The organism is Streptomyces sp. NPDC088794 (genome assembly GCF_044750545.1).
GTDB lineage: Bacteria > Actinomycetota > Actinomycetes > Streptomycetales > Streptomycetaceae > Streptomyces.
Genome location: NZ_JBIVKB010000011.1, coordinates 214772 through 237069, shown reverse-complemented (window position 1 = coordinate 237069; position 22298 = coordinate 214772). Strand labels below are relative to the sequence as shown.

General features: G+C 70.2%; 18 protein-coding genes. 9 read left to right on the top strand and 9 right to left on the bottom strand.

Features of this window, described 5'->3' with window-relative positions:
- Window positions 1-10: 10 nt before the first annotated feature.
- Window positions 11-1441: a hydrolase gene (locus ACIP6U_RS29000; RefSeq protein WP_401723569.1), complete on the bottom strand. Its 1431-nt coding sequence runs from the start codon at window positions 1439-1441 to the stop codon at window positions 11-13.
- A 289-nt stretch (window positions 1442-1730) separates the two neighbouring features.
- Here ACIP6U_RS29000 and ACIP6U_RS28995 point away from each other — a divergent pair, with 289 nt between their 5' ends.
- The gene (locus ACIP6U_RS28995) at window positions 1731-1994 is read left to right on the top strand and encodes a GlsB/YeaQ/YmgE family stress response membrane protein (protein ID WP_124001295.1); all 264 of its coding nucleotides are present in this window, start codon (window positions 1731-1733) and stop codon (window positions 1992-1994) included.
- 97 nt (window positions 1995-2091) lie between these two features.
- Here the strand turns inward: ACIP6U_RS28995 and ACIP6U_RS28990 are convergent, their stop codons facing one another.
- From ACIP6U_RS28990 to ACIP6U_RS28980, 3 genes are all read right to left on the bottom strand, one after another.
- Window positions 2092-3018: an NAD-dependent epimerase/dehydratase family protein gene (locus ACIP6U_RS28990; RefSeq protein ID WP_401723567.1), complete on the bottom strand. Its 927-nt coding sequence runs from the start codon at window positions 3016-3018 to the stop codon at window positions 2092-2094.
- Between the two features lie 103 nt (window positions 3019-3121).
- On the bottom strand, window positions 3122-3898 hold the full coding sequence (locus tag ACIP6U_RS28985; protein ID WP_401723565.1) for a GNAT family N-acetyltransferase: 777 nt from the start codon (window positions 3896-3898) through the stop codon (window positions 3122-3124).
- 40 nt (window positions 3899-3938) lie between these two features.
- Entirely contained in the window at window positions 3939-4337 is a 399-nt protein-coding gene (locus tag ACIP6U_RS28980) for a MerR family transcriptional regulator (RefSeq protein WP_401723563.1), read from the bottom strand.
- Between the two features lie 94 nt (window positions 4338-4431).
- On the opposite strand from ACIP6U_RS28980, the gene ACIP6U_RS28975 reads away from it, so the two are divergent.
- Together ACIP6U_RS28975 and ACIP6U_RS28970 are read left to right on the top strand one after the other, a co-directional pair.
- Window positions 4432-5649, top strand: a complete 1218-nt coding sequence (locus ACIP6U_RS28975; RefSeq protein ID WP_401723561.1) for an MFS transporter — start codon at window positions 4432-4434, stop codon at window positions 5647-5649.
- 111 nt (window positions 5650-5760) lie between these two features.
- A complete protein-coding gene (locus ACIP6U_RS28970) occupies window positions 5761-6219 on the top strand; it encodes a hypothetical protein (protein WP_401723559.1) in 459 nt (152 codons plus the stop codon).
- Window positions 6220-7319: 1100 nt separating this feature from the next.
- Here the strand turns inward: ACIP6U_RS28970 and ACIP6U_RS28965 are convergent.
- Window positions 7320-8027 carry a chaplin gene (locus tag ACIP6U_RS28965; RefSeq protein ID WP_401723558.1) on the bottom strand — a complete coding sequence of 236 codons (708 nt, stop codon included), beginning with the start codon at window positions 8025-8027 and terminating at the stop codon, window positions 7320-7322.
- A 299-nt stretch (window positions 8028-8326) separates the two neighbouring features.
- Here ACIP6U_RS28965 and ACIP6U_RS28960 point away from each other — a divergent pair, with 299 nt between their 5' ends.
- From ACIP6U_RS28960 to ACIP6U_RS28950, 3 genes are all read left to right on the top strand, one after another.
- Window positions 8327-9940 carry an alpha/beta hydrolase gene (locus ACIP6U_RS28960; protein ID WP_401723557.1) on the top strand — a complete coding sequence of 538 codons (1614 nt, stop codon included), beginning with the start codon at window positions 8327-8329 and terminating at the stop codon, window positions 9938-9940.
- Window positions 9941-10058: 118 nt separating this feature from the next.
- Window positions 10059-11156 (top strand): chemotaxis protein, encoded by a 1098-nt coding sequence (locus tag ACIP6U_RS28955; RefSeq protein WP_401723554.1) that lies wholly within the window; start codon window positions 10059-10061, stop codon window positions 11154-11156.
- 71 nt (window positions 11157-11227) lie between these two features.
- Window positions 11228-12241 carry a Gfo/Idh/MocA family protein gene (locus tag ACIP6U_RS28950; protein WP_401723551.1) on the top strand — a complete coding sequence of 338 codons (1014 nt, stop codon included), beginning with the start codon at window positions 11228-11230 and terminating at the stop codon, window positions 12239-12241.
- A gap of 1 nt (window position 12242) precedes the next feature.
- On the opposite strand, the gene ACIP6U_RS28945 is transcribed toward ACIP6U_RS28950, so the two are convergent.
- Both ACIP6U_RS28945 and ACIP6U_RS28940 read right to left on the bottom strand, forming a co-directional pair.
- Window positions 12243-14267 carry a phosphocholine-specific phospholipase C gene (locus tag ACIP6U_RS28945; protein WP_401723550.1) on the bottom strand — a complete coding sequence of 675 codons (2025 nt, stop codon included), beginning with the start codon at window positions 14265-14267 and terminating at the stop codon, window positions 12243-12245.
- A 143-nt stretch (window positions 14268-14410) separates the two neighbouring features.
- Complete coding sequence (locus tag ACIP6U_RS28940) at window positions 14411-14824, bottom strand: SsgA family sporulation/cell division regulator (protein WP_401723548.1); 414 nt, start codon at window positions 14822-14824, stop codon at window positions 14411-14413.
- 384 nt (window positions 14825-15208) lie between these two features.
- On the opposite strand from ACIP6U_RS28940, the gene ACIP6U_RS28935 reads away from it, so the two are divergent.
- On the top strand, window positions 15209-16639 hold the full coding sequence (locus tag ACIP6U_RS28935; protein ID WP_401723545.1) for a PP2C family protein-serine/threonine phosphatase: 1431 nt from the start codon (window positions 15209-15211) through the stop codon (window positions 16637-16639).
- A 46-nt stretch (window positions 16640-16685) separates the two neighbouring features.
- Here the strand turns inward: ACIP6U_RS28935 and ACIP6U_RS28930 are convergent, their stop codons facing one another.
- Entirely contained in the window at window positions 16686-18176 is a 1491-nt protein-coding gene (locus ACIP6U_RS28930) for a hypothetical protein (RefSeq protein ID WP_401723543.1), read from the bottom strand.
- A gap of 233 nt (window positions 18177-18409) precedes the next feature.
- Here ACIP6U_RS28930 and ACIP6U_RS28925 point away from each other — a divergent pair, with 233 nt between their 5' ends.
- Window positions 18410-19552 (top strand): aminoglycoside phosphotransferase family protein, encoded by a 1143-nt coding sequence (locus ACIP6U_RS28925; RefSeq protein ID WP_401723540.1) that lies wholly within the window; start codon window positions 18410-18412, stop codon window positions 19550-19552.
- A 277-nt stretch (window positions 19553-19829) separates the two neighbouring features.
- Entirely contained in the window at window positions 19830-21794 is a 1965-nt protein-coding gene (locus tag ACIP6U_RS28920; RefSeq protein ID WP_401723538.1) for an N-acetylmuramoyl-L-alanine amidase, read from the top strand.
- A 4-nt stretch (window positions 21795-21798) separates the two neighbouring features.
- Here the strand turns inward: ACIP6U_RS28920 and ACIP6U_RS28915 are convergent, their stop codons facing one another.
- Window positions 21799-22296, bottom strand: coding sequence for a hypothetical protein (locus tag ACIP6U_RS28915; RefSeq protein ID WP_124001281.1), 498 nt, complete (start codon window positions 22294-22296; stop codon window positions 21799-21801).
- Window positions 22297-22298 lie beyond the last annotated feature (2 nt).

The following is a 22298-nucleotide window of genomic DNA, read 5'->3' as shown; positions in this document are numbered from 1 at the left end:
CCCACGTGGTTCAGCTGACGTTGAGCGCGGTGTCGTCGACGACGAAGGACGTCTGGAGGGTGGAGCCCTCGACGCCGCTGAACTTGATGGTGGCGGTGGTGCCGGCCAGCGAGGAGACGTCGAAGCTCTTCAGGACGTATCCGGAGGCCGCGTTGAGGTTGGAGTAGGTGGCCAGGGTGGTCGATCCGGCGGTGACCGTCAGCTTGTCGTAGGCGGTGCTGGTGGTGGTCTCCGCGGTGTCCACGTGCAGATAGAAGCTGAGCGTGGCCGAGCAGCCGGACGGGATGGTCACCGACTGGGACAGGGTGTCGGTGTGGGCGGATCCGTAGCCGTCGAGCCAGGCCTTGTAGGAGCCGGTGCGGGCGGCCTCGCCGCTGTCGTTGGTGATGACACCGCTGCTGGCGGTCCAGGTGGTGGCCCCGGACTCGAAGCCGGGGTTGCCCAGGAGCTGGGCGGCGGTGCAGGTGCCGTCGCCGCCACCGTCGTCGCCGCCTCCGCTGCCGCCCTCACCGGCGAGCCAGGCGGTGGCGTTGAGGGCGAGCGGAGCGTTGGTGGCGCCGGTGTCGTTCCAGCCGTCGTAGAGGGTGTTGCCGGACTGGCCGGTGCCGTCGTCGACCGGTGAGGTGTCGCCCCAGAAGGCGACGCGGCCGCTGCCGAAGGTGCTGGTCGCGAAGAAGGCGCCGGTGTTGCCGGAGTAACCGGAGCGGTAGAGCAGGCCCTTGACCGAGGAGTTGTCGGCCGGCTTGAGCGTGGCGGTCGTGCCGTCGGCGATCAGGCTCTTGGTGACCGTGCCGAAGGAACCGTGCAGCACGGGATTCGTGCTGTCGCTGATCGCGGCCGGGTACCCGGAGCTGACGTCGAGGGTGTCGACGGAGAAGCCGAACGGGTCGGTCGAGTCGACGCTGTTGTTGCTCATCAGGTCGTTGAAGATCTCGACCGCGTCCTCGCCGTCGTTGTTGCGGTCGGCGCCCGTGTGGTCGGAGATCATGAACAGGCCGCCGCCGGCTTTCACGAAGTTCATGATCGCCGTCTTCTCGGCGGTCGTGAACAGCGTGTTGGGCTCGGGCAGGACCAGCGTGTCGAAGTTCGACAGGTCGGTCGTCGACGAACCGCCGTACGTCAGCGCGCTGGTGGCGGTCTTGAGGCTGTAACTGCCGGTCTTCTGGAGGGCTACGCCCCACGAGGACAGGGCGCCGGTCCAGTCCGTCTCGGCGGACGGGGTGGAGTCCTGGGAGAGCGGGTCGGGCTTGCTGGTGGAGATGATCCAGTCGGCGTTGCCGGCCTCTTCGGCGTGGCCGTCGTCGAACAGGATCCGGTGCGTGGTCGCCGCGTGGGCGGGGGCGGCGGTGACGGTCGCCTGGATCGCGGCGCCCGTGGTGAGCAGTCCGAGCGTCGCGAGAGCGGCGGTGAGTCTGTGGCGTGACCTGGGGAGTCCGAGCATCCTGCTTACCTCCGTGCGGAGTTGGGGGCTATGGGGGGAGAGCGATGCGGGACCGTGACTACGCGCGTAGAAACAGCACATCTGCGCGCGTAGAAATGCGACCGGAAGACACCTGCGCGACCGGCCGCTTGAACGGTACATGGCAGGAGTGGGGGTGAACAGGCGTCATCCGGCACACCCGGCCCGACGTTGACCGGACGTTGACCGGTGATTGAAAAACGGAGCGGACTGTCCCTGCCCGCAGCGGGCATTCGGTTAATGCAGAGGTACTTGACGAAGAGGGGCGGAGATGGAGATTTCGGGCATCATCAGTGCCATCATCATCGGCATCATCATCGGTGTACTGGGGCGGCTGGTGGTACCGGGCCGGCAGCGCATCGGCATCCTGCTGACGATCGTCGTCGGCATCGTGGCCGCGCTGATCGGCGCGGCGCTCGCCTCGGCGTTCGGCGTGGCCGACACCAAGGGCGTGGACTGGATCGAGTGGCTCATCCAGATCGGCCTCGCCGCGGTCGGCATCGCCGCGCTGGACCGCACCAGGGTGCGCCGCTGACTCACACGGCCGGTGTCGACCGGCCGCCGACCCGCAGGACCTGTACGGACACGGGCGGGGCGTTCCCAGGAACGCCCCGCCCGTGTCGTGCGCGCTCTCAACGCTCGGCGGCGAGCGCGGCGAGCCCGTCGCGGGCGCCGGGATACACGGGCGTCCAGCCCAGCTCCCGCTCCGCCTTGGCCATGGACACCCGCATGCTCGCCTCGAACATCACGTGCGCGTACGACATCGGCGCGGTCAGCCACAGCGGCACGGTCATCGGCTTCGGCAGGCCGAACTCCTCGGCCACGCACAGCAGATGGGCCCGGAACCCGAGCGGTGTGCGGTCCGCGATGTTGTACGCCTGCCCCGCGCGCCCGTGTTCCACTGCGGCGACCACGGCCCGTGCGGCGTCGGTGAGTTCGATCCAGGGCAGGACGCGGCCGCGGTCGGCGGGAGCGGGCAACTGCCGCTTGCGCAGCATCGGCACGAGCGCGTCGGTGCCGCCGGGCCCGTAGAACAGCCCGAAGCGCAGCGCGACGCCGGTCAATCCCTCGGCCTCGAAGGTGAGTTGCTCCTTGATGCGCATGCCCTTGAGGTGTTTCTCCAGCTCCGGCGAAGTGCTGCGCGGGGCGAACGGGTCGTCCTCGGTGAGCACCCGGTCGCCGAAGTCCCCGTAGCCGTAGCCGAGGGCGATGGACTCGGAGACGAAGCGGGTGGCGCCCACGGCTCGCGCGGCCTCGACGAGATGCGCGGTGCCCTCGACGCGCAGGGCGTCGGTGGCGTACATGTCGCGGTGGCGCATGGGCGCCTTGCGCAGGGCGGTCGCGGCGTGGATCACGGTGTCGAAGTGCTGCCCGTCGACGGCCCGCAGCAGACCGTCGCGGTCCATGAGATCGGCCCGGACACCGTTCGCCTGCCCCCGGCCGAGGCCGGTGACCTTGTGGCCGGCTTCGGTGAGGGCCTGGGTGACGTGTCCGCCGAAGACACCACTGGCGCCGGCGAGGAGGATGCTCTGGTTCTTCTGCTGTGTCGTCATGACCATGCGACGGACCGACGGGCCACGGATGTGACATCCGGCCGGACGTGACCCGCGCCACAGCTGCGCGCGGATCACTATCCGTGCAGGTCAGGAGGTTCTCAGGCGCCTACGGCGTGTACACGTACGGCGTCGTCGTGGTCAGCGGCTCGAAGCCGAGGCGCTCCAAGATCGGGCGGCTCTGGTGGGAGGCGTCGACCTGGAGGTAGCGGTAGCCGCGCTCCACGGCGGAGCGGGCGCGGTGGGCGACCAGGGCGCGGTAGACCCCGCGGCCGCGCCAGGCCTCGACGGTGCCGCCGCCCCACAGACCGGCGAACCGGGTGCCGGGCACCAGCTCCATGCGCGCCGCGCTGACCGGCTCGTCCCCCGCGAGGGCCACGACGGCGGTCACCGTGTCCGGCTCGGACGTGAGCCGGGCGAGCAACTGATGGCGCATGCGGGTGCCGTCGGTGCCGAAGGCCTTCTCGTGGACGTCTCCGACGAGTTCGACGCCCGCCGCGTCGGTGACCGGAAGCAGGCGGATGCCCTCCGGCAGCTCGGCGTCGAGGTCGAGGTCGTTGACCTCGGCGATCATCAGCGTCTCCTCGGGCTCGGCCGTGAACCCGGCGGCGGCGAGCCGCTGTCCCAGGTCCACCGGCAGGTCGTGCCCGTACAGCTTCCACTCGAATTCGTGCCCGAGCCCGGAGAAGTACGCGACCTGCTCGGCGATCGCCTCGTCCGCGGTCGCCTCGTCCAGGTCGGACCAGACCACGCCGTTCCACCCGCGCGCCGAGGCGACCTGCCGTACCACCCGACCGACCCGCTCGACCCGTGCGTCGGGCCCGTCCGGCTGGGCGCCTTCGCGCATATTGCGGTCGAAGAGGGCGAGTACACCTACATGATCCATGAGCTCACTCCAACACCCGGCGGCCGAAGGGGCAACAGTTTTAGGAAGATTGCACAGATACGGAGTTCTGATCCCGGTCCGGCCGCACGGCCGAGAGGTAGGCCCGCAGCCGGTCCCGGTTTCGGGCCAGGCAGTCGATACGGGCCTGGATGCGGTCGACGTGGTCCTGAAGCAGGGCCGCGGTCTCGGGGGTCAGCCGGTCCGCGGGCAGCAGGATCTCGTCCGGCCCCGACAGATACGGCAGGATCGCCCGGATCATCTCCGTCGTCAGACCGGAGTCCAGCAGCCCGCGGATCTGCTGGACGTCCCGGACGGCGGACTCGCCGTAGTCCCGGTAGCCGTTCTCGGTGCGGTCCGGGCTGAGCAGGTCCTGCTCCTCGTAGTAGCGCAGGAGCCGCGTGGGGACGCCGGTACGGCGGGACAGTTCGCCGATCTTCACGACCGCTCTCCCCTCACGGATCGCCGGTCCTCATGGCCGCCTCCAGGAAGTCGCCCTTGCCTTCACACTGATGTGAGGGTTCGACCATGGTCCCATGTCCACCGCATCCATGGCCAAGGGCACCGGCACGCCCGTGCCCGTCCCGCTGCCGTGGCCGGGGCTGCTCGCCCTGTCCACGGCCGCCTTCACCGCCGTCATGACCGAACTGCTGCCCGCCGGACTGCTCCCCCGGATGGCACCCGCACTCGGCGTCTCCGAAGCACGCGTCGGATTCCTGGTCACCGGATACGCGGCGGCCTCCTTCGCGGCGGCGATCCCGCTCACCGCGCTGCTGCGCGGACTGCCGCGCCGGCGCGTACTGATGGGCGCCCTGGCGGGGTTCGCGGTGAGCAACGCGGTGGTCGCGCTCTCCTCCTCGTACGCCCTCACCTTCGCGGCCCGGCTGCTCGCCGGGGCGGTGGGCGGTCTGCTGTGGGCGATGCTCGTCGGGTACGCGGCCCGGATGGTGCCGGCCGAGCGGCGGGGGCGGGCGATCGCGATCGTGCTCGCCGGGATCACACTGGCGCTGTCGCTGGGGGTGCCCGCCGGGGCCGCGCTGGCCGGGGTGCTGGGCTGGCGGACGGTCTTCGGAGTGCTCGCCCTGCTCGCGGTCCTGCTGATCGGCTGGGTGCGGTGGCGGGTGCCGGGCTTCCCGGGCGAGCCGCGCGAGGCACGCACACCGCTCGCCCGGGTGGCCGTGCTGCCGGGTCTGCCGGCCGTCCTGACGGTGACGCTCTTCCTGCTGCTGGGGCACCAGGTGATGTACACGTACGTCGCCCCGTTCGCGGCGCACGCGGGTCTGAGCCGGCCGGACGGGGTGCTGCTGGTGTTCGGCGCGGCCACGGTCGCCGGCATCTGGGTCACCGGCCTCCTCGTCGACCGGCACCTGCGCGCCGCTCTGCTGACCGCACTCGCGATGTGCGCGGGCGCCATGCTCTGCCTCGGCCTGTTCGCCGGGACGCACGCGGTGCTGTTCGGCTCGGTCGCGCTGTGGGGCGTCGCGTTCGGCGGAGCGCCCACCCTGATCCAGACCGCGCTGGTCGACGCGTCCGGTCCGCAGGTCGCGGACGTGGCGACCTCACTTCAGGCGACCGTCTACAACGCGGGCATCGCGACGGGGTCCCTGACCGGGGGCCTGGCCTTGGACGCGTTGGGGCCCGGGGCGCTTCCCTGGACGTCCCTCCCACTGGTCGCGGTCGCCCTGACGACGGTGGTCCTGGGCCGCGGGTACTCCTTTCCGGCCGTACGGCGACGGGTGCCGGCCGGCTCGTGACGCGGGACGCAGCTCTCTGAGAACCCTGCAACACAAGACATCTGATGCGGCGGACGTGGCACGCGTCGTGGAGAGCCTCATGTTGCTCCTGGCTGTCTGTAGCATCGGCGCGTGCCGGAGACATGGATTGGTCTCGACATTGCTGCCCGGCGTAGGAACTGGTGGTGGATCGGGGTCCTGACGCTGCTGTTCGCGGGCATGGCAGTGGCGACGGATGCGACAGTCACGACGGGCCGCTGGTGGTGGGTCGGCGGCGTCGGTGTAGTTTGGCTGGCTTCACTCTTCTATATGATCAACCGCGGATATGGCCGAACGCTCCTCGCGCCTGATCGGATTCAGTTCTCCACACTTGTCAGTCGCCGAGCGATCCCGTGGAGTGAGATCACCGGCATTGAGCCGCACGGCCACCAGACACGCACCGGGGCCTGGTGGGAGGTGCGCGTGCACCGGACGAAAGGACGATCGCTCGCGATCCCCGGGATCTTCACCAGCCGTCGCGGCGATGAGGTCTTCGAAGGCAACCTGGCGGTGGTCCGCGAGTACTGGGCCCGTGCGACAGCCACCCGGTAAGTCCCTTATCGCGGGACGCGATCTTTAGTAGGAACCGTGAAGCTGTAGACGGTGGTGAAGCCGAAGGAATCCCATTTCTTGGGCGAGTAGCCATCACCGCCTTTGACGTTCGCGATGATCTGTGCGGTCTCGGATTGAGGAACAAGGACCAGGTAGTACACGTCAGTGATTCCCTTTACGCCGGGATAGCCAACGGAATGCGCTGGGTCATTCCAGCACCCTGACTCGTCCGGCTTGATTATTCCGTGGAGATAGTAGTGTCCGGAACCCGGATTCCCCGACATGTCTTGCGAATCAGGGTCGGGCCACGTCACAAGGACCAGGTCTTTCTGCTCCTGCGACTGGAGTTCAATGTGCCCCTGGACTGAGATACTCGGCTCGTTACCCTCGCTGACCTTCACCCGCGTTGTTGGGTTTTTGCCACCCTGGTAGTACTGGGGATGCGGATCATCTTTGGGAGCCCTCCACTCGTCAGGCAGTGCCCCCAGACCGCAAGGTCCAGTGCCCAACGGCCGAGGAGTGGACTGCTGCGTTGTGGTTGCGGCATCGGCTGTTGTAGCACTGGCTGATGAAGGCGGCTGCGTCGACGAGCCGGCCGTCGAAGACTGCGGCGCCACTTGGCTCTGATCCGAGTCGTCCCCTTGAAGCAGGACTGGCAGCGTTGTCGCAAGTACGGTCGCCACCGCACCGACCACTGCCAGAGTGATCTGGAGTTTTCGATTCTTCTGTTCAGGGTCGTCACCATTGATCGACCCTCCTCCAGCAGGCGTGGAGTTGTCCCCGGTCGACCCATCTCCAGTAGGTGTTCCATCGTCCCCGGGTGACCCATTTCCAGCAGCCGTTCCGTCGTCCCCCGATGAGCTCATCGTTCCCCCCGCAGCTCAAGTAGAAGACTTATATAGCACCGAGGTCGGTCGCTGAACAGGGGCGCATGGTTGCGTAAAGGTAGTGACGGGGGCTGCGAAGAGTCACAATTGTGGTGACCTCTCAAGTCCTGCTGCGGCCGCAGGGGAAAGCAGTTCACCCCGCCCTCAACGAAGGAGGCCCCACCAGAAGGGGAGGATGCCGGTGGGGCCTTCTGTGCGTCCGCGTGGGCGCGGTCAGCTCGTCGCCCTCGGCCGGAAGCGGCGGTACAGGGCGGCGCCACCGATGACCAGCGCGGCGCTCGCCGCGGCGGCGGGGAGTGTCTGGTCGGCGCCGGTGCGGGCGAGCGCGGGTGCCACCCGCTCCGGGGTGTGCGGTGCGGCCTGCGGGCCGGGGTGCGCCTTGGGCGGGGTGGACGGCCCGGGCGTGGGGCGCGTCGGGGGGTGGGGACGGTCGCCGGAGGTGTTCACGGACTCGTTGCCCACGGACGCGTTGCCGATGCCGACCACGCTCACCGAGTTGCCGCTGACGTTCACCGGGAGGTCGATCGGGAGCTGGAGGCCGTTGCCGGAGAGGATGCCCGGCGCATCCTTTCCACCGCCTCGCGCCGCGCTGCCGCCGGAGGCGGTGGATGCGGGCGCGGTGGACCGGTGTGCGCCGGAGCGGTCGGCAGCCGAGTGAGGTCCCACGCCGGCCCTGCCTCCGCCCTCGTTCACGCAGGTGTTCCCCGCGGCCGGGTTGAGGAGCCCGACCACGTTCACCGTGTTCCCGCACGCGTTCACCGGGACGTGCACCGGGAGCTGGATGGTGTTGCCGGAGATCAGCCCGGGTGAGCCGGTCGCGGCACCGTCCGCCGTCGAGTCGGCGTGCGCCGGAACCGTCAGGACCATCGCGCCGGAGGCGGCGGCGACGGCGATCACACCGTTTCGGGTAACCCTTCGCATAGGGTCCCTGCCTTCCAGACAAGGGCGCGGGCACCTGTCCCGCGCCGGAGAGGCGGGCGGCTGCCCGCACTGGTTAAAACGCGGGCGAACCATCAGAGTTATGGCTAATCGGCCTTTCACCCCATCGAGCGGCACGGTTATCGAACTAGCCGTAAAACGGCTTCATGCGGGTCGAGGCCGCACAGGGTAGGGCAGTTCGCACCGCCCCGCTCGCCCGGAGGCGGCGGCTGTGGTGGCCGCCTATCGTGATCGAGGACGCCGTTCCACCCGGTCCGCAGTGGGCGTCCCAGGAGGCATCGATGCTGGCCAAGCTGTCCTCGCGGCCCGTGGTCCGGCGCTGCGCGTTCACCGGAGTCGTCGGCCTGGCCCTGCTGGCCGCAGGCCTGCCCGCGGCGGCCGCCGACGGCGCGCGGGCCGACCTCTCACGCTTCTACCGACAGAAGGTCGCGTGGTCGAAGTGCGACATGGACGCGCCCAAGGACATGCAGTGCGGCAAGGTCACGGTCCCGCTCGACTACGCCGAGCCCTCCGCCGGCACGATCGATCTGGCGATGGCCCGCTATCGGGCGACCGGCAAGAAGCGCGGCTCCGTGCTGTTGAACTTCGGTGGTCCGGGTGGTGCGGGGGTGAGCGAACTCGCCGCCGGCGGGGACGAGTTCATGAGTCTGACCAACGGCTACGACGTCGTGAGCTTCGACCCGCGCGGGGTGGGCAGGTCCTCGCCGGTCAGCTGCGGCGACGGTTCGGACGACTCCGACGAGACTTCGGAGAGCTCGGACGAGGATGCCGGGACGAGCGATCCGCAGGCCGTACTGCGGCAGTTGCGCACGGCCGCCGCCCAGTGCGCCGAGAACTCGGGGCCCGTCCTGCGTCACATCGGTACGGTCGACGCCTCCCGCGACCTGGACGTCATGCGCCAGGCGGTCGGCGACAAGAAGCTCAACTACCTCGGTTTCTCCTACGGAACCCGGCTCGGCGCGGTGTACGCGGCCCAATTCCCCAAGAAGGTGGGCCGGTTGGTCCTCGACGGGGTCGACACACTGACCGAGCCGATGGCCGAACAGGGCATCGCGGGCGCCGAGGGGCAGCAGACCGCCCTTGAGGACTTCGTCAACTGGTGCGTCAAGGACATCGCCTGTCCGTTCGGCCAGGACGCGCGCGACGCCCGCGAACAGGTCGTCCGGCTCGTCCAGTCGCTGGACGAGGACCCGGTGCCGACGGACTTCGGCGAGGGGTTCACCGGCCAGGATCTCGTGGGCGCCATCGGCCAGGCCCTCTACAGCAAGGACATGTGGCCCTCCCTGGAACGCGCCCTCGCCTCGCTGGTCGAGGACGGCGACACCCGCGGGGTGATGGCCTTCGCGACCGGCGGAGTGGCCTATCCCCTCCGCGCGACCGGCGGAGTCGGCCTTCCCCACCGGGCGACCACCGGCGACGGCCTGGTCGACGCGGACGACGTACCGCTCGACAATCTTTCGGCGGCGCTGATGGCGATCAACTGCGCGGACGATCCCGATCGCCCCGGCGCCGACCGGATCACCAAGGACCTCGGCCGGCTGCGCGAGCAGTACGAGCAGGCCTCACCGGTGTTCGGCCGCTACCGGCTCACCGAGGTGCTGATGTGCTACGGCCGCCCCAAGGGCACCGACTACATCCGCGACGAGGTGCGCGACGTCCACGGCCCGAAGATGCTTCTCGTCGGCACCCGCGGCGACCCGGCGACGCCGTACCGCTGGACCACGGAGACGGCGAAGCGGCTGGGCTCCTCGGCGGTCGTACTGGACAACAAGGGCGAGGGGCACACCGGTTACGCGTCTTCGAAGTGCGTGCACAACAAGGTGGACCGCTTCCTGCTCTACGGTTCCCTGCCGCCGACCGGGAGTTCGTGCGGGCCCGAGGACGACGACACCTGAGCGCGGTGACGCGCGGGCCCGGGATACCGGGGCGCGGGATGCTAACAGCGATTTGTCTCTTTCGCCGGTCGCGCTTGCCCCTAATGCCCTCTCGGCGAAACGGTCCTATGGTGCTCGTATGGAGCACGACCTGAGTCCCACAGCCCTGTCCGAGCTGCGGCGCCCGCGGCCCTATCCGGCCGTGTCCGTGCTGACACCGACCCATCGTCGGGAACCCGAGAACGCCCAGGATCCGGTCCGGCTGCGCAATGTGGTGGCCGAGGCCAAGAAGCAGCTGGAGGCCGATCCCGCGGTGACCCGGGAGCGGCGCTCCGACGTCGTCCACCAGCTCGACCAGGCCCTGGCGGAGGTGGATCTGGCGCACGCCGAGGACGGTCTGGTGATCTTCGCCGCTCCGGGTGAGCACCAGGTGTGGTCGCTCGCGCGGACCGTGCCGGAGCGCGTGGTGCTGTCGGACACCTTCCTGACCCGAAACCTCGTCTCCGCGCAGGCCGCGGAGCGCCCGTTCTGGGTGCTGTCGGTCTCGCCCGACCGGGTCACCCTCTGGAGCGGCGGCGCCGACCGCGTCACCGAGGACACCTCCTCCGGATTCCCGCTCGTCAGGAACCCGGAGAACTTCGACGCCGAACGCCAGGAGCGGATCGGCGACATCCCCAGCACCTTCCGCGACGAAGGCACCCGGCACTTCCTGCGCGAGGCCGACGGCGTCATGGGCCTGGTCCTGCGCCGGCAGCCGCGGCCGCTGTACGTGACCGGTGAACAGGCGGCGCTCTCGCTCCTCGACGAGGTCGGCGGTGTCACGAGGGAGGCCGTGCACCTGGCGCACGGCGGGCTGTCGCACGGCACACCCGACGCGGTGTGGCAGGCGGTACGCCCGCTGGTCGCCGACGAGGCCCGCCGCGGCACCGAGGCGGTGACCCGGGCGCTGGAGTCCGCCCGCGGCCACAAGTCCTTCGCGGCCGGCGTCGACGAGATCTGGCAGAGCGCCCAGGAGGGGCGCGTACGGCTGCTCGCCGTCGAGGAGAACTACCGGGTGACGGTCCGGGACGTCGTCGACGGCCATCTGGTCCCGGCCGAGAACGACGACCTCGACTCCCGCGAGGACATCGTGGACGAGATCGTCGAGCAGTGCCTGGAGACCGGCGCGGACGTCCGCTTCGTCCCGGACGGCACCCTGGGCGAGGTGCACGGGATCGCGGGCGTACTGCGCTACTGACGCGACCTCTCACATCGCCACGGTCCCGGCGTACGCTACGCCGAGATCGTCGGCGGAGAGGAAGTGCGCACGTGGGTGACCTGTTGGGCGTGGCGGTGCTGGGTGCCGGACACATGGGGGCCGACCACATTCGACGCCTCGACCGGGTGGTGAGCGGGGCCAGGGTCGCCGCCGTGGCCGATCCCGACCTCGCGGCCGCGAAGGAGGCGGTGGCCGGCCTCGACGGGGTCTTCGTCCACCCGGACCCGGAGGCCGCGCTCGACGCGCCCGGTGTGGAGGCCGTCCTGATCGCCTCGCCGGGCCCGGCGCACGAGGAGGCGCTGCTCGCGGCCTTCGCCCGCGGGCTGCCGGTGCTGTGCGAGAAGCCCATGGTCCCGGACTCCGTCGGCGCGCTGCGTGTGGTGGAGGCCGAGGCGCGCCTTGGCCGGCGGCTCGCGCAGATCGGGTTCATGCGGCGCTACGACGCCGAGTACCGGCGTCTCAAGTCCCTGTTGGACGAGGGGCGGTTGGGGCGTCCGCTGATGCTGCACTGCACGCACCGCAACGTCTCCTCCCCGCCGGGATTCACCTCGGCGATGCTGATCAACAGCTCCGTCTCGCACGAGATCGACGCGGCCCGCTGGCTGCTCGGGCAGGAGCTGACCGCCGTGACCGTGCTGCGCCCCCGCTCCGCCGCCGGGGCGCCCGAGGGGCTGCTGGACCCGCAGTTCGTGCTCTTCGAGACCGAGGGCGGCGCCCTGGTCGACGTCGAGGTGTTCGTCAACTGCGGCTTCGGCTACCAGGTGCGCTGCGAGGCCGTGTGCGAGGCGGGCAGCGCGCGGATCGGCGACGAGCACGCGATGCTGGTCACCACCGGGGGCACCGCAGGCGAGGAGGTCCCGCAGGACTACCTCGTGCGCTTCGCCGCCGCCTACGACCACGAGGTGCAGTCCTGGGTGGACGCCACCCGGCGCGGCCAGGTCACCGGTCCGAACGCGTGGGACGGTTACGCGGCCTCCGTGGTCGCCGAGGCCGGGGTCCGGGCGCTGGAGACCGGCAACCGCACGGCTGTCGACCTGGCCCAACGCCCGGACCTCTACGCCTAGTTCAGCCGCTGACGCTCGCCGCCCCCGACTCCAGGTGGCCGGTGAACCTACGCGACCAGGTGGTGTCGGAGTCGACGGTGACCGTGAAGTCGTACCAACCGTTCTGGTTGGCGACCGCGTTGAAGTAGTCCTCCGTCGCTGCGCCCGCGGGGACGGTGTACGTCCACGGCCCGTCCGTCCGGTACTGGGTGTCGGTGATCGTGAACTTCACCGGCGCGGAGCCCGAGTTGGCCATCCGGAACCAGAGGGCGAGCTTGCCGGTGCCGGACTCGACGGCGTAACGGGTGCTCACCTCGGCCGACTTGCCTGGCTTGGTGGCGTCGCCCTTGAAGCGGCGAAGGAAGCGGTTGGGGCCGGCCATCGTGAGGTCGTACTTGCCGTCGCCGTACCCCGAGCCGATGTTGAAGTAGTCGGAGGCCGTGCCGCCCGGGTCGACCGTGTACTGCCACGGGGTCGTGTCACGGTAGGCGTTGGGGTGGATCGAGAGATGGGCGGCGCTCTTCGCCGCGCCTCCCTGGTTGGCCATCGCGAACCAGGCGAGGATCTTGCCGCCGGTCCCGAACTCCAGCCGGTCCAGGTAGCCGTTGGGCTGGTACGGCAGTGCGCGGGCGGGCCGGGTGCCGGGCTCCTGGGCGGGCAGGGCGTTGGTCGTGGGCACCGGGTTGGGCAGCGGGCCGCAGGTGTCGTACCCGATGACACTTGTCGCGGGGAGCGCCACGGAGCCGTACACGGGGTGGGCGAAGTCGAAGACGCCGGTGAGGTCGCCGCTGACCTTGCGGCGCCAGGCGCTGATGTTGGGGCAGGCGGCCGGTTTGCCCAGGGCGGTCGTCCAGGTCTCCAGGAAGCGCAGCACGGAGGTGTGCTCGAAGACCTCGGAGGAGACCCAACCACCGCGCGTCCAGGGCGAGACGACGATCATCGGGACGCGGAAGCCGAAGCCGTACGGGACACCGTTCAGGAACTCCCCGGCCGTACCGGCGGGTGGTGCCGGGGGCGGCACGTGGTCGAAGTACCCGTCGTTCTCGTCGTAGTTGAGGAACAGGACGGTCGAGTCGAGGACGTCCTGGTCGGCGGCGAGGGCCTGGTAGACGAGGTTCACGAAGTGGGCGCCGTCGCCGGGCGGGGCGTACGGGTGCTCGGAGAAGGCCTGATTGGGGACCACCCAGGAGACCTGCGGGAGAGTGCCGGCGACGACGTCCGCCTTGATGGCGGCGGCGATGTCGTCGGGGGTCGAACCCGTCACCTTGGGGACGGAGGACATGCCGCGGTCGTAGAGCGGGTCACCCGCCTTGGCGGAGGCGAACTTCTTGAAGTAGGCGCAGGCGTTGTCGCCGTAGTTGTCCTGCGCGTTCTGGTAGACCTTCCAGCTCATCCCCGCGCCCTGCAGCGCCTCGGCGTAGTTCTGCCAGGTGAGGCCGGATTCGTCGCCGCCGTCGTAGCTGCTGGAGTCGACCTTGCCGCTCCACAGATAGGTGCGGTTGGGGCCGGTCGCGCTGAGCGTGGAGCAGAAGTAGGCGTCGCAGATCGTGTACGCGTCGGCGAGCGCGTAGTGGAAGGGGATGTCGGAGCGGTCCAGGTAGCCGAGGGAGCGTACGTTCCCCACTCCGGAGACCCAGTTGTCGAGCCGGCCCTTGTTCCAGGCGGAGTGCTGGGAGGACCAGGAGTGCGGCAGATCGCCGTTGCACTGGGCGAGGGTCTCGCCGTCCGCGCCGCCCGCGGCCGGGGTGGCGCTGAGCTTCCAGGGGTACTGGCGGCCGAAGCCGTTCGGCTGGTTGAAAACCGGGTACCCGCCGCCGAGCGTGATGCCGCTGCGGTCGTCGAAGCCGCGGACACCCTTGAGGCGTCCGAAGTAGTGGTCGAAGCTGCGGTTCTCCTGCATGAGGATCACCACGTGCTTGACGTCCGAGATCGTGCCGGTCGCCGCGCTCGGGTCCGCGGCCGCCGTACGGGTCCTGGCGCCCACTGCCATGCCCGCCGCCACGGTGGCGCCGAGCCCCACGAAGCCTCTTCGGCTGATCGGTGTCATTCGCCCCGCCCTCGTCACCGGCATGCCCCTGCGGCACACCGCGCGCCAGGGTGCACGGGGCGATCGTCAGGGTCCAGACCCGCGCGATGAGCCGGAGATGAACAAAAGTCAAAGCGACTCAGGCACTGCCGGGCAGCGCCGGATCAGACATTGCCGAACAGCGCGCTGATCCCGCGGTCCACGGCCGCGTCGAGGTCCTCCTCGCCCGCCGCCACCACGGCGTACGTCCGCAGCAGGAAGCGCTGCAGCGCGTCGGTGTCGAACTGGAGCAGGGCGAGACCGAAGGGCGAGTGGAACTCCAGGACCGTACGGGCTCGACCGCACGGCCAGATGTGCACGTCCCCGCCGCCGGCCGGACCGCGCAGCCCCTCCTCCAGGAGGGCGCGCCCGAAGGTCCAGGTGACCCCGGTGCCGTCCAGCGAGACGTCGGGCGGGAACTCGACATGCACGGCCAGGGGGTCCGTGGAGCTGTAGCGGAAGGTGGCGGGAACGGGCAGCTCCTGTTCTTCAGCAGTGATCAGTCGACCGCGGGCGGGCTGCTCAAGAGTGATGTCCATGCTGTTACGACCCCGAAGGTGCCGTTTGCATTACGTCGAAGCGCTTACTAATTTCTGTGACCTGCATCACACGCCCCAAACGGACTCGGACGCACCGGATCCCCTGGTCAGATCCTCCAGAACAAGAGACCATCGAACGCACGCCTGAATGTCCACCCGACATCCACGGCGACCCGTCAAGTCGCGTACACCGCCTACGACTTGACCGTCGAACGGCGTACCGCAGCCGCACGGCACCACCCATCCGTGAAGACGCTGGCATATGCCAGAAGCACCACCGCATCGTGTGTTGCCAAATCCCTTACAGCGCGTCGCGGGCTGTGCGACAGTCGTAACCGTCCCTCCGTCAGCCCCGGCCGTACCGTCCCCGCATCGGAGTGCGTCATGTCGTCCCCTCTCTCTGCGGATCACCCAGCCGCCCAGCCGCCGGGAAGCGGTTCGGTCGACGCGCTGATATCGCAGACGCGACGGCTCAAGGGCGAGGTGGACGCCGTACGACGGGACGCGCGCAGCGACGGAGCGGAGCCCCGGGAGCGCTGGGAGCGCGCGGTCTACGACCTGGCGTTGCACCAACTCAACGACCTCGACGCACACTTGGCGCAACTGCGGGACGGCCTTCCGCAGGCACCGTACGCCGCCGAGGCGGGATCCCAGCTACGGGCCGTGCCGCCCGCTCCCCGGCGCGGCTCGCTCCTCAGCCGAGTGGGCAGCGCCGAGTGGAACCTGCTGACGGACGAGGCGAGTTGGTCCGGCGAGCTCTATCAGATCCTCGGCCGCGACCCCGAGGCCCCGCCGCTGACCCTCGACGAACTGCCCTCCGTGGTGCTCGACGAGGACCGGGCCGGGCTGACAGCGATGGTCACGAGCTGTCTGGTCGACGCCAAGCCCATAGACGGGGAGTTCCGTGTCGTCCGCCCGGACGGCGAGGCACGGACCGTGCACATGATGGGCGAGCCCGTGCTCGACGCCGACGGCAGCACGGTCTCGATGTGGGCCGTCCTGCGGGACGTCAGTGAACTGCGGCGCAACCAGCGGGCGGTGAACGAGACCCGTGACTCGCTCCAGGACCAGGAGCGGCGTGCGCGCACCGAGCAGCGGCTCGCGGTCGAGTTGCAGGAGGCCGTGCTCCCGCCGTGGCGCGGCTCCCCCCGCCTGGTGCACCAGGGCCCCCAGACCCTCGACCTGGCGGCACACCAGCTGCCGTCCTCGACGAGCGCGCTGATCGGCGGCGACTGGTACGACGCGCTCCAACTGTCCGACGGACAGACGCTGTTGAGCGTCGGCGACCTCACCGGACACGGCGTCGCCGTCGCCTCGGGCATGGCGATGCTGCTCGGCGCCGTGCGGGGCATGGCCATGGCCGGCACGGAACCGGGCCACCTGCTCTCCCTGCTCAACCAGTTACTCGACGCCACCGTCCAGCCGGCCCTGGGCAGCGCGGTCTGCTGCCGCTACCACCCGGAGACCCGCACCCTCACCTGGGCGCAGGCAGGACACCCCGCCCCGCTGCTGTTCCGCAACGGGACGGGGCGCACACTGCACGCACCGGACGGCGTCCTGCTCGGCGCGACCTCCGGCGCCCACTACACGCAGGCCGAAGAGACCCTCGCCGTCGGTGACCTGCTCCTGCTGCACACCGACGGACTGGTGCCCGGACGCAGCCGCGCGGAGACCGCGGAGCAACTCCTCGACCTGGCCCAGCGCTTCGACGCGGCACCCACCGCACAGGACTGCGTACGGATGGTCGTGGAGGAGTTCGGCGGATCCGGGCGCGAGGACGACGCGTGCCTGCTGGTGGCCAAGGTGACGTCGTAGACACCCGGCTCACGGATCATCTGTTCAGCTCCAGCGCACAAACCCCCTATGCCCGTGCGCTGTTACCCCCGTTCACCCGCTTCGGCAGCGCCAGCTTGATCTCCTCCCGCAGCTCGCTGATCTTCGGATAGCTGGAGTACTCGGCGGTCAGCCGGTACATCTGACGCAGCCGGTCCCAGGTGCGATGGGAGGAGTTGGATCCCATCGACATCAGAGCCAGCCGTGCGTAGCGGTCGGCTTGTTCCGGGTCGTCGGCGATGAAGCAGGCGGAGGCCATCGACAGGAAGTCGAAGATCTTCGAGCGCTGCCGCCCGTCGACCCGCAGGGCCAGGGCCTTCTCCGCGTAGTGCTGGGCATGGACGGCGGCGCTCGGATCGTGCTCGGCCAGTGTGCGGTAGGCCAGCGCCTGCATGCCGTACAGGTCCTCCTCCTTGAACATCTGCATCCAGCTGGGCGGCGGCACGTCCGCCCCGTCGGAGACGAAGAGATCCTCGGCCTGGCCGAGGGTGCGGCGCATCGCCTGGCCCTTGCCCATGGAGGCCTGTGCCCAGGCCTCGATGGTGTAGAGCATCGCCCTGGTGCGGGGCAGCACCTCTTCCCCGGAGCCGGACTTGGCGAGGTTCATCAGGTCGAGCGCGTCGTCGGGCCGGCCCAGGTGCACCATCTGGCGGGCCGCTCGGGAGAGCGCCTCGCCGGCGCGGGGCCGGTCACCGCCTTCGCGCGCCGCGTGGGCGGCGATGACGAAGTACTTCTGGGCCGTGGGTTCCAGGCCGACGTCGTGCGACATCCAGCCCGCGAGGACGGCGAGGTTGGCGGCGACGCCCCACAGGCGCCGCTGGAGATGGTCGGGGTGACGGTAGGCGAGCATGCCGCCCACCTCGTTGAGCTGGCCGACCACCGCCTTGCGTTGCAGCCCGCCCCCGCGGGCCGCGTCCCAGGCCCGGAACACCTCTACCGAGCGCTCCAGTTCCTCGATCTCCTGCGACCCGATGGGGGCGGCCTCATAGCGGTCGAACCCAGCGGGGTCGGCGTGCAGGGGATCGTCGAAACGGGGGGCGTCGGCCGCGAGGGCCGGATCGGAGTGCAGCCAGTCGTACATGGCACTGGTGAGTGCGGATCCCGCGGCGAGCGCAGCGCCCGCGCCCACCAAGCCGCGTCGGTTGAGCATGAGGTCCATTCCCGTGAATTCGGTGAGGACCGCGGCGGTTCGCTCGGGCGCCCACGGCACACCGTCGGGATGTTCAGCGCTCCCGCCGTCCTGCCGTCTCCCCGCACGCCCGTGCCGGACCAGACCGAGGTCCTCGATGGTCACGACACGGCCGAGACGCTCGGTGAACAGAGCCGCCAACACCCTCGGCACCGGATCGCGCGGGACCTCGCCCGTATCGATCCACCGCCGCACTCGCGAAGTGTCGGTCGACAACTGCGGGTGGCCCATGGCCGCCGCCTGCCGGTTGACCAGCCTCGCGAGCTCACCCTTGGACCAGCCGGCCAGGCCGAACAGGTCCGACAAGCGGGAGTTGGGTTGTCCGCTCACGTCAAGCCCCCAGGTTCTCGGCTGAGTTGAACATAGCCCGGTGCACGTTGCCGGGCGACTATTCGCCAGGGTTCGCCAGGGTGCGCCAGATGGTGTGCCACTGCACATCTGGTGTCAGGTAGGAACGCGCCACCCCGACCCGGTCACCGAGGGACATTCCCCAGGGTGCATCCGAGGGGCCGGGCCGGGCAGCGCATCGTCGTCGCAGGCACACGAAGGGATCTGTTTCGCCCATGTACGCAGCATCGTCCTCCGTGTCCGCCCCACCCCGGTCGCTGCACCCCCGCCCGGCGGGCAGTGGCCCCTACCTCGACCCCGCCGCGCGTCCCGCGGCCCCCGCGCTCGGCGCGGGCCGGACGCGGCGCGTGCCGGGGCTCGGCACCCAACCGCTCAGCGGGAGACTCGACTTGTCCGGCCCCCAGGGCGCCCAGCTGCGCACGGCGCTCGCGTCGGTGCACCGGATCTGCCCGGAGTTCGCCCCGGTCCAGGTGCTGCGCCGCAGCGGACGCTCCGTGCTCCTGGTCGGCACGACCGGGCGCAGCACGGCCGTCGCCAAGTGTTTACTGGACCACTCCCCCGCCTGGGCGGAGCGGATCCGTCATGAAATAGCGGCCTACCGCTCGTTCGTCCGGCACCGGCCGCCCGTGCGCGTCCCGCGGCTGATCGCGGCGGACCCGGACAACTGCACGCTGGTGATCGAGCGGATGCCGGGACGGGTGGCGGCGCTCCAGCGCCACCCCTCCGAGGCCCCGCCCCGCGCGGACATCCGGGCGGCGTTCGGCGCGATCTGCCGACTGAACGCATGGCGACCACCGGCCGGCACGTTCGACGCCCCGCTGGACTACGCGGCCCGTATCTCCCGCTACCACGAACTGGGTCTGCTCACCGACCGCGACATGGGCGACCTTCAGAAGCTGCTGCACGGCATCGCGCACTCGGCGGGCCGGCAGGGCATGGGTCAGTTCTGCCACGGCGACGCTTTGCTGTCGAACATCCTTCTGTCCCCGGCCGGTCCAGTGCTGGTGGACTGGGAGCACGCGGGCTGGTACCTGCCCGGATACGACCTGGCGACGCTCTGGTCGGTCCTCGGCGACGCACCGGTGGCCCGTCGACAGATCAGCCAGCTCGCGCAGTCGGCGGGCCCGGCCTCCCGGGACGCGTTCCTGGTGAACCTGATGCTCGTCCTGACCCGTGAGATCCGTACCTACGAGACGGCCGTGCAGCGTTCGATGCACGACTCGACCCCGGCGGCACCGGGAGCGGCCCACCCGGGCGCTGCGCCGTCCGGCGAGGAACAGCGGCTGCTGCTGAGGCGGCTGCACGACGACTGCCAGCTGGCCCGCCGGGCCGTGCGCGCGGCGGTCGGCACTCGCTGACGGGGACGAAGCTCCGCGGTGCGCCCACAGCGGCGGCGCACCGCGGATTTTCGTATGTCCCCGGTCGGCCCCGACCTCGACTCGCCCGCCCATTGGTATACGCCACTGACGCGTCGCAGGCCCGCGAGTCGCCGTCGAGAAACTCCTTTGCCCTCGTGTTGACGTGGGAAATCTGGTTGCCCTGGGCATGATTGACGGATCGTCTGCAAGCCGGTACCACTGAGCCACCGCCCGGCCCTGCACGCCCCGCCACGCTCGTTCGTCCCAGGAGGCTGCATTGCGTTCCGCCCCCGATCCCACGTCCACGCCCGGCACCAGACGCGCCCGCAGGACCGCGGGCGCCCTCGCCTCGGCGGCTCTGCTGCTGCCCCTGATCGGCGCGGCCCCGGCGGCCGGCGCCGGGTCCTCCGCGGACCGGCTGCAGCTGGCGTTCGCCTCGGCCGCCGCCGAGTACCACGTGCCGCAGAGCGTGCTGCTCGGCGTCTCCTATCTCCAGTCCCGTTGGGACGCTCACGCCGGGGCGCCGAGCGTCTCCGGCGGCTACGGCCCGATGCACCTCACCGATGCCCGCACCGCGCTCGCCACGGCCTCGCACCACAGCGAGGGCGCGGAGGACGCCCGCGGCGACAGCGCCCGCGCCGCCCTGCATCCCGACACGAAGGTGCCGGCGAACTCCGAACTCCCGGCCCGCCTCAAGACCTTGACCAAGGCAGCCGAACTGACCGGCCTCAGCCAGGCGGACCTGCGTACGGACCCCGCGGCCAATGTGGCCGGCGGCGCCGCGCTGCTGGCGCAGGCGCAGCAGAAGCTGGGCGAACCCCTCAGCGCCGACCCGGCGGACTGGTACGGAGCGGTGGCGAGCTTCTCCGGCGCGGACGACACCGCGACAGCAGCCGCGTACGCGAACGACGTGTACGACGTGCTGCGCACCGGCGAGGAGCGCACCACCGACGCGGGCCAGCAGATCGCGCTGGCCGCCCAGCCCGGTCTCGCCCCCGACACCGCTCAGTTGCAGCGGACCGGCCTGCGCACCGTCTCCGCGGCCGGCACCGAGTGCCCGAAGTCGGTGTCCTGCGAGTGGATCCCGGCGCCGTACGAGGAGTTCGGGGACAACGACTACGGCAACCACGACCTGGGCAACCGCCCCGCGTCGCAGAGCATCAAGTACATCGTCATCCACGACACCGAGGGCGCCTGGGACGGCGTGCTGAATCTGGTCCAGGACCCCACCTACGTCTCCTGGAACTACACGCTGCGTTCCACGGACGGTCTGATCGCCCAGCATGTGAAGGCCAAGGACGTGGCCTGGCACGCGGGCAACTGGTACATCAACGCGAAGTCGATCGGCCTGGAGCACGAGGGCTTCCTGGCCGCGCCGGACGCCTGGTACACGGAGGCGATGTACCGCTCCTCGGCCCGTCTGGTGAAGTACCTGGCCGCGAAGTACCGCATCCCGCTGGACCGGCAGCACATCCTCGGCCACGACAACGTGCCGGGCCCGACCACGTCGACCGTCCCCGGCATGCACACCGACCCCGGGCCGTACTGGGACTGGCGCCACTACTTCGACCTGCTGGACCGCCCGTTCAAGGCGACCGCGGGCAAGAAGGCCGGTCTGGTCACCATCCGCCCCGACTACGCCACGAACCAGCCCGCATACACGGGCTGCGTGACCAAGGGCCAGCCGTGCGCGTCCCACGGATCGGGTGAGGTCCGCCTGTACTCGGGTCCCGGCGAGACCTATCCGCTGATCAAGGACATCGGTCTGGGCACGACACCGACCATCGACGTGAACGACCTGTCGTCCCGGGTCTCCACCGGCCAGCAGTACGCCGTCGCCGAGCGCGACGGGGACTGGACGGCGATCTGGTACCTGGGCCAGAAGGCCTGGTTCAAGAACTCGAAGAAGGACCCGGTCGCGGTCGGCGCGCGCGGTCTGGTGGTGACCCCGAAGCCCGGACTCGCGAGCATCCCGGTCTACGGCCGCGCCTACCCTGAGACGTCCGCCTACCCGTCGGGCGTCCCCGCACAGGCGGTCTCACCGCTGCCGTACACGATCCCGGCGGGCCAGAAGTACGTGGTCGGCGACAAGCTGCCGGGCGAGTACTACTACGCGGTCACCTTCACGACCGACTCGCACAAGGTCGTGGTCGGCAAGGATCTCTACTACGAGATCCAGTACGGCCACCGGGTCGAGTTCGTACGGGCGGCCGACGTGAATGTGGTGCCGTCGCGGAAGTAGCCGGTCAGCCCTGCTGGAACAGCTCCGCCGGGAGCGGTTTCAGCAGGGCGTACAGGTCGTCCGTGATGGGGCGGTCCCAGGCGGCGATGGTCACCAGGACGTTGTCGCTGCGGTCGAACTGCACACAGGAGATCCGGCTCTCGGAGAGCTTGAGCCGGCGCACGATCAGCAGGTTGTCGCCCTGCATCACGGGCATGTCCTCGGCTCCTGTGACGGTGACCTCCTCCTCGTTCTCCAGCGCGACCAGGAGCTGGGCCACCTCGAAGGGGACCTCGCCCTCGGCGACGTCACGGGCCGGAGATCCCTCGGGCAGGTTGCCGATGATCATCGCGGGGCCGCGGCCGCCGAAGAGGTCGTAGCGCAGGAAGACGCCCTGGCAGCTGCCGTCGGGCGCGGGCAGCAGACCGGCGCCCAGATTGCCGGGCCAGTCGCCCGGGTCCATGGCGAGTACGTCGAATTCGGGCCCGGCGGGAGTGGCGCTGCGGCGGCGGAGGAACGACATGC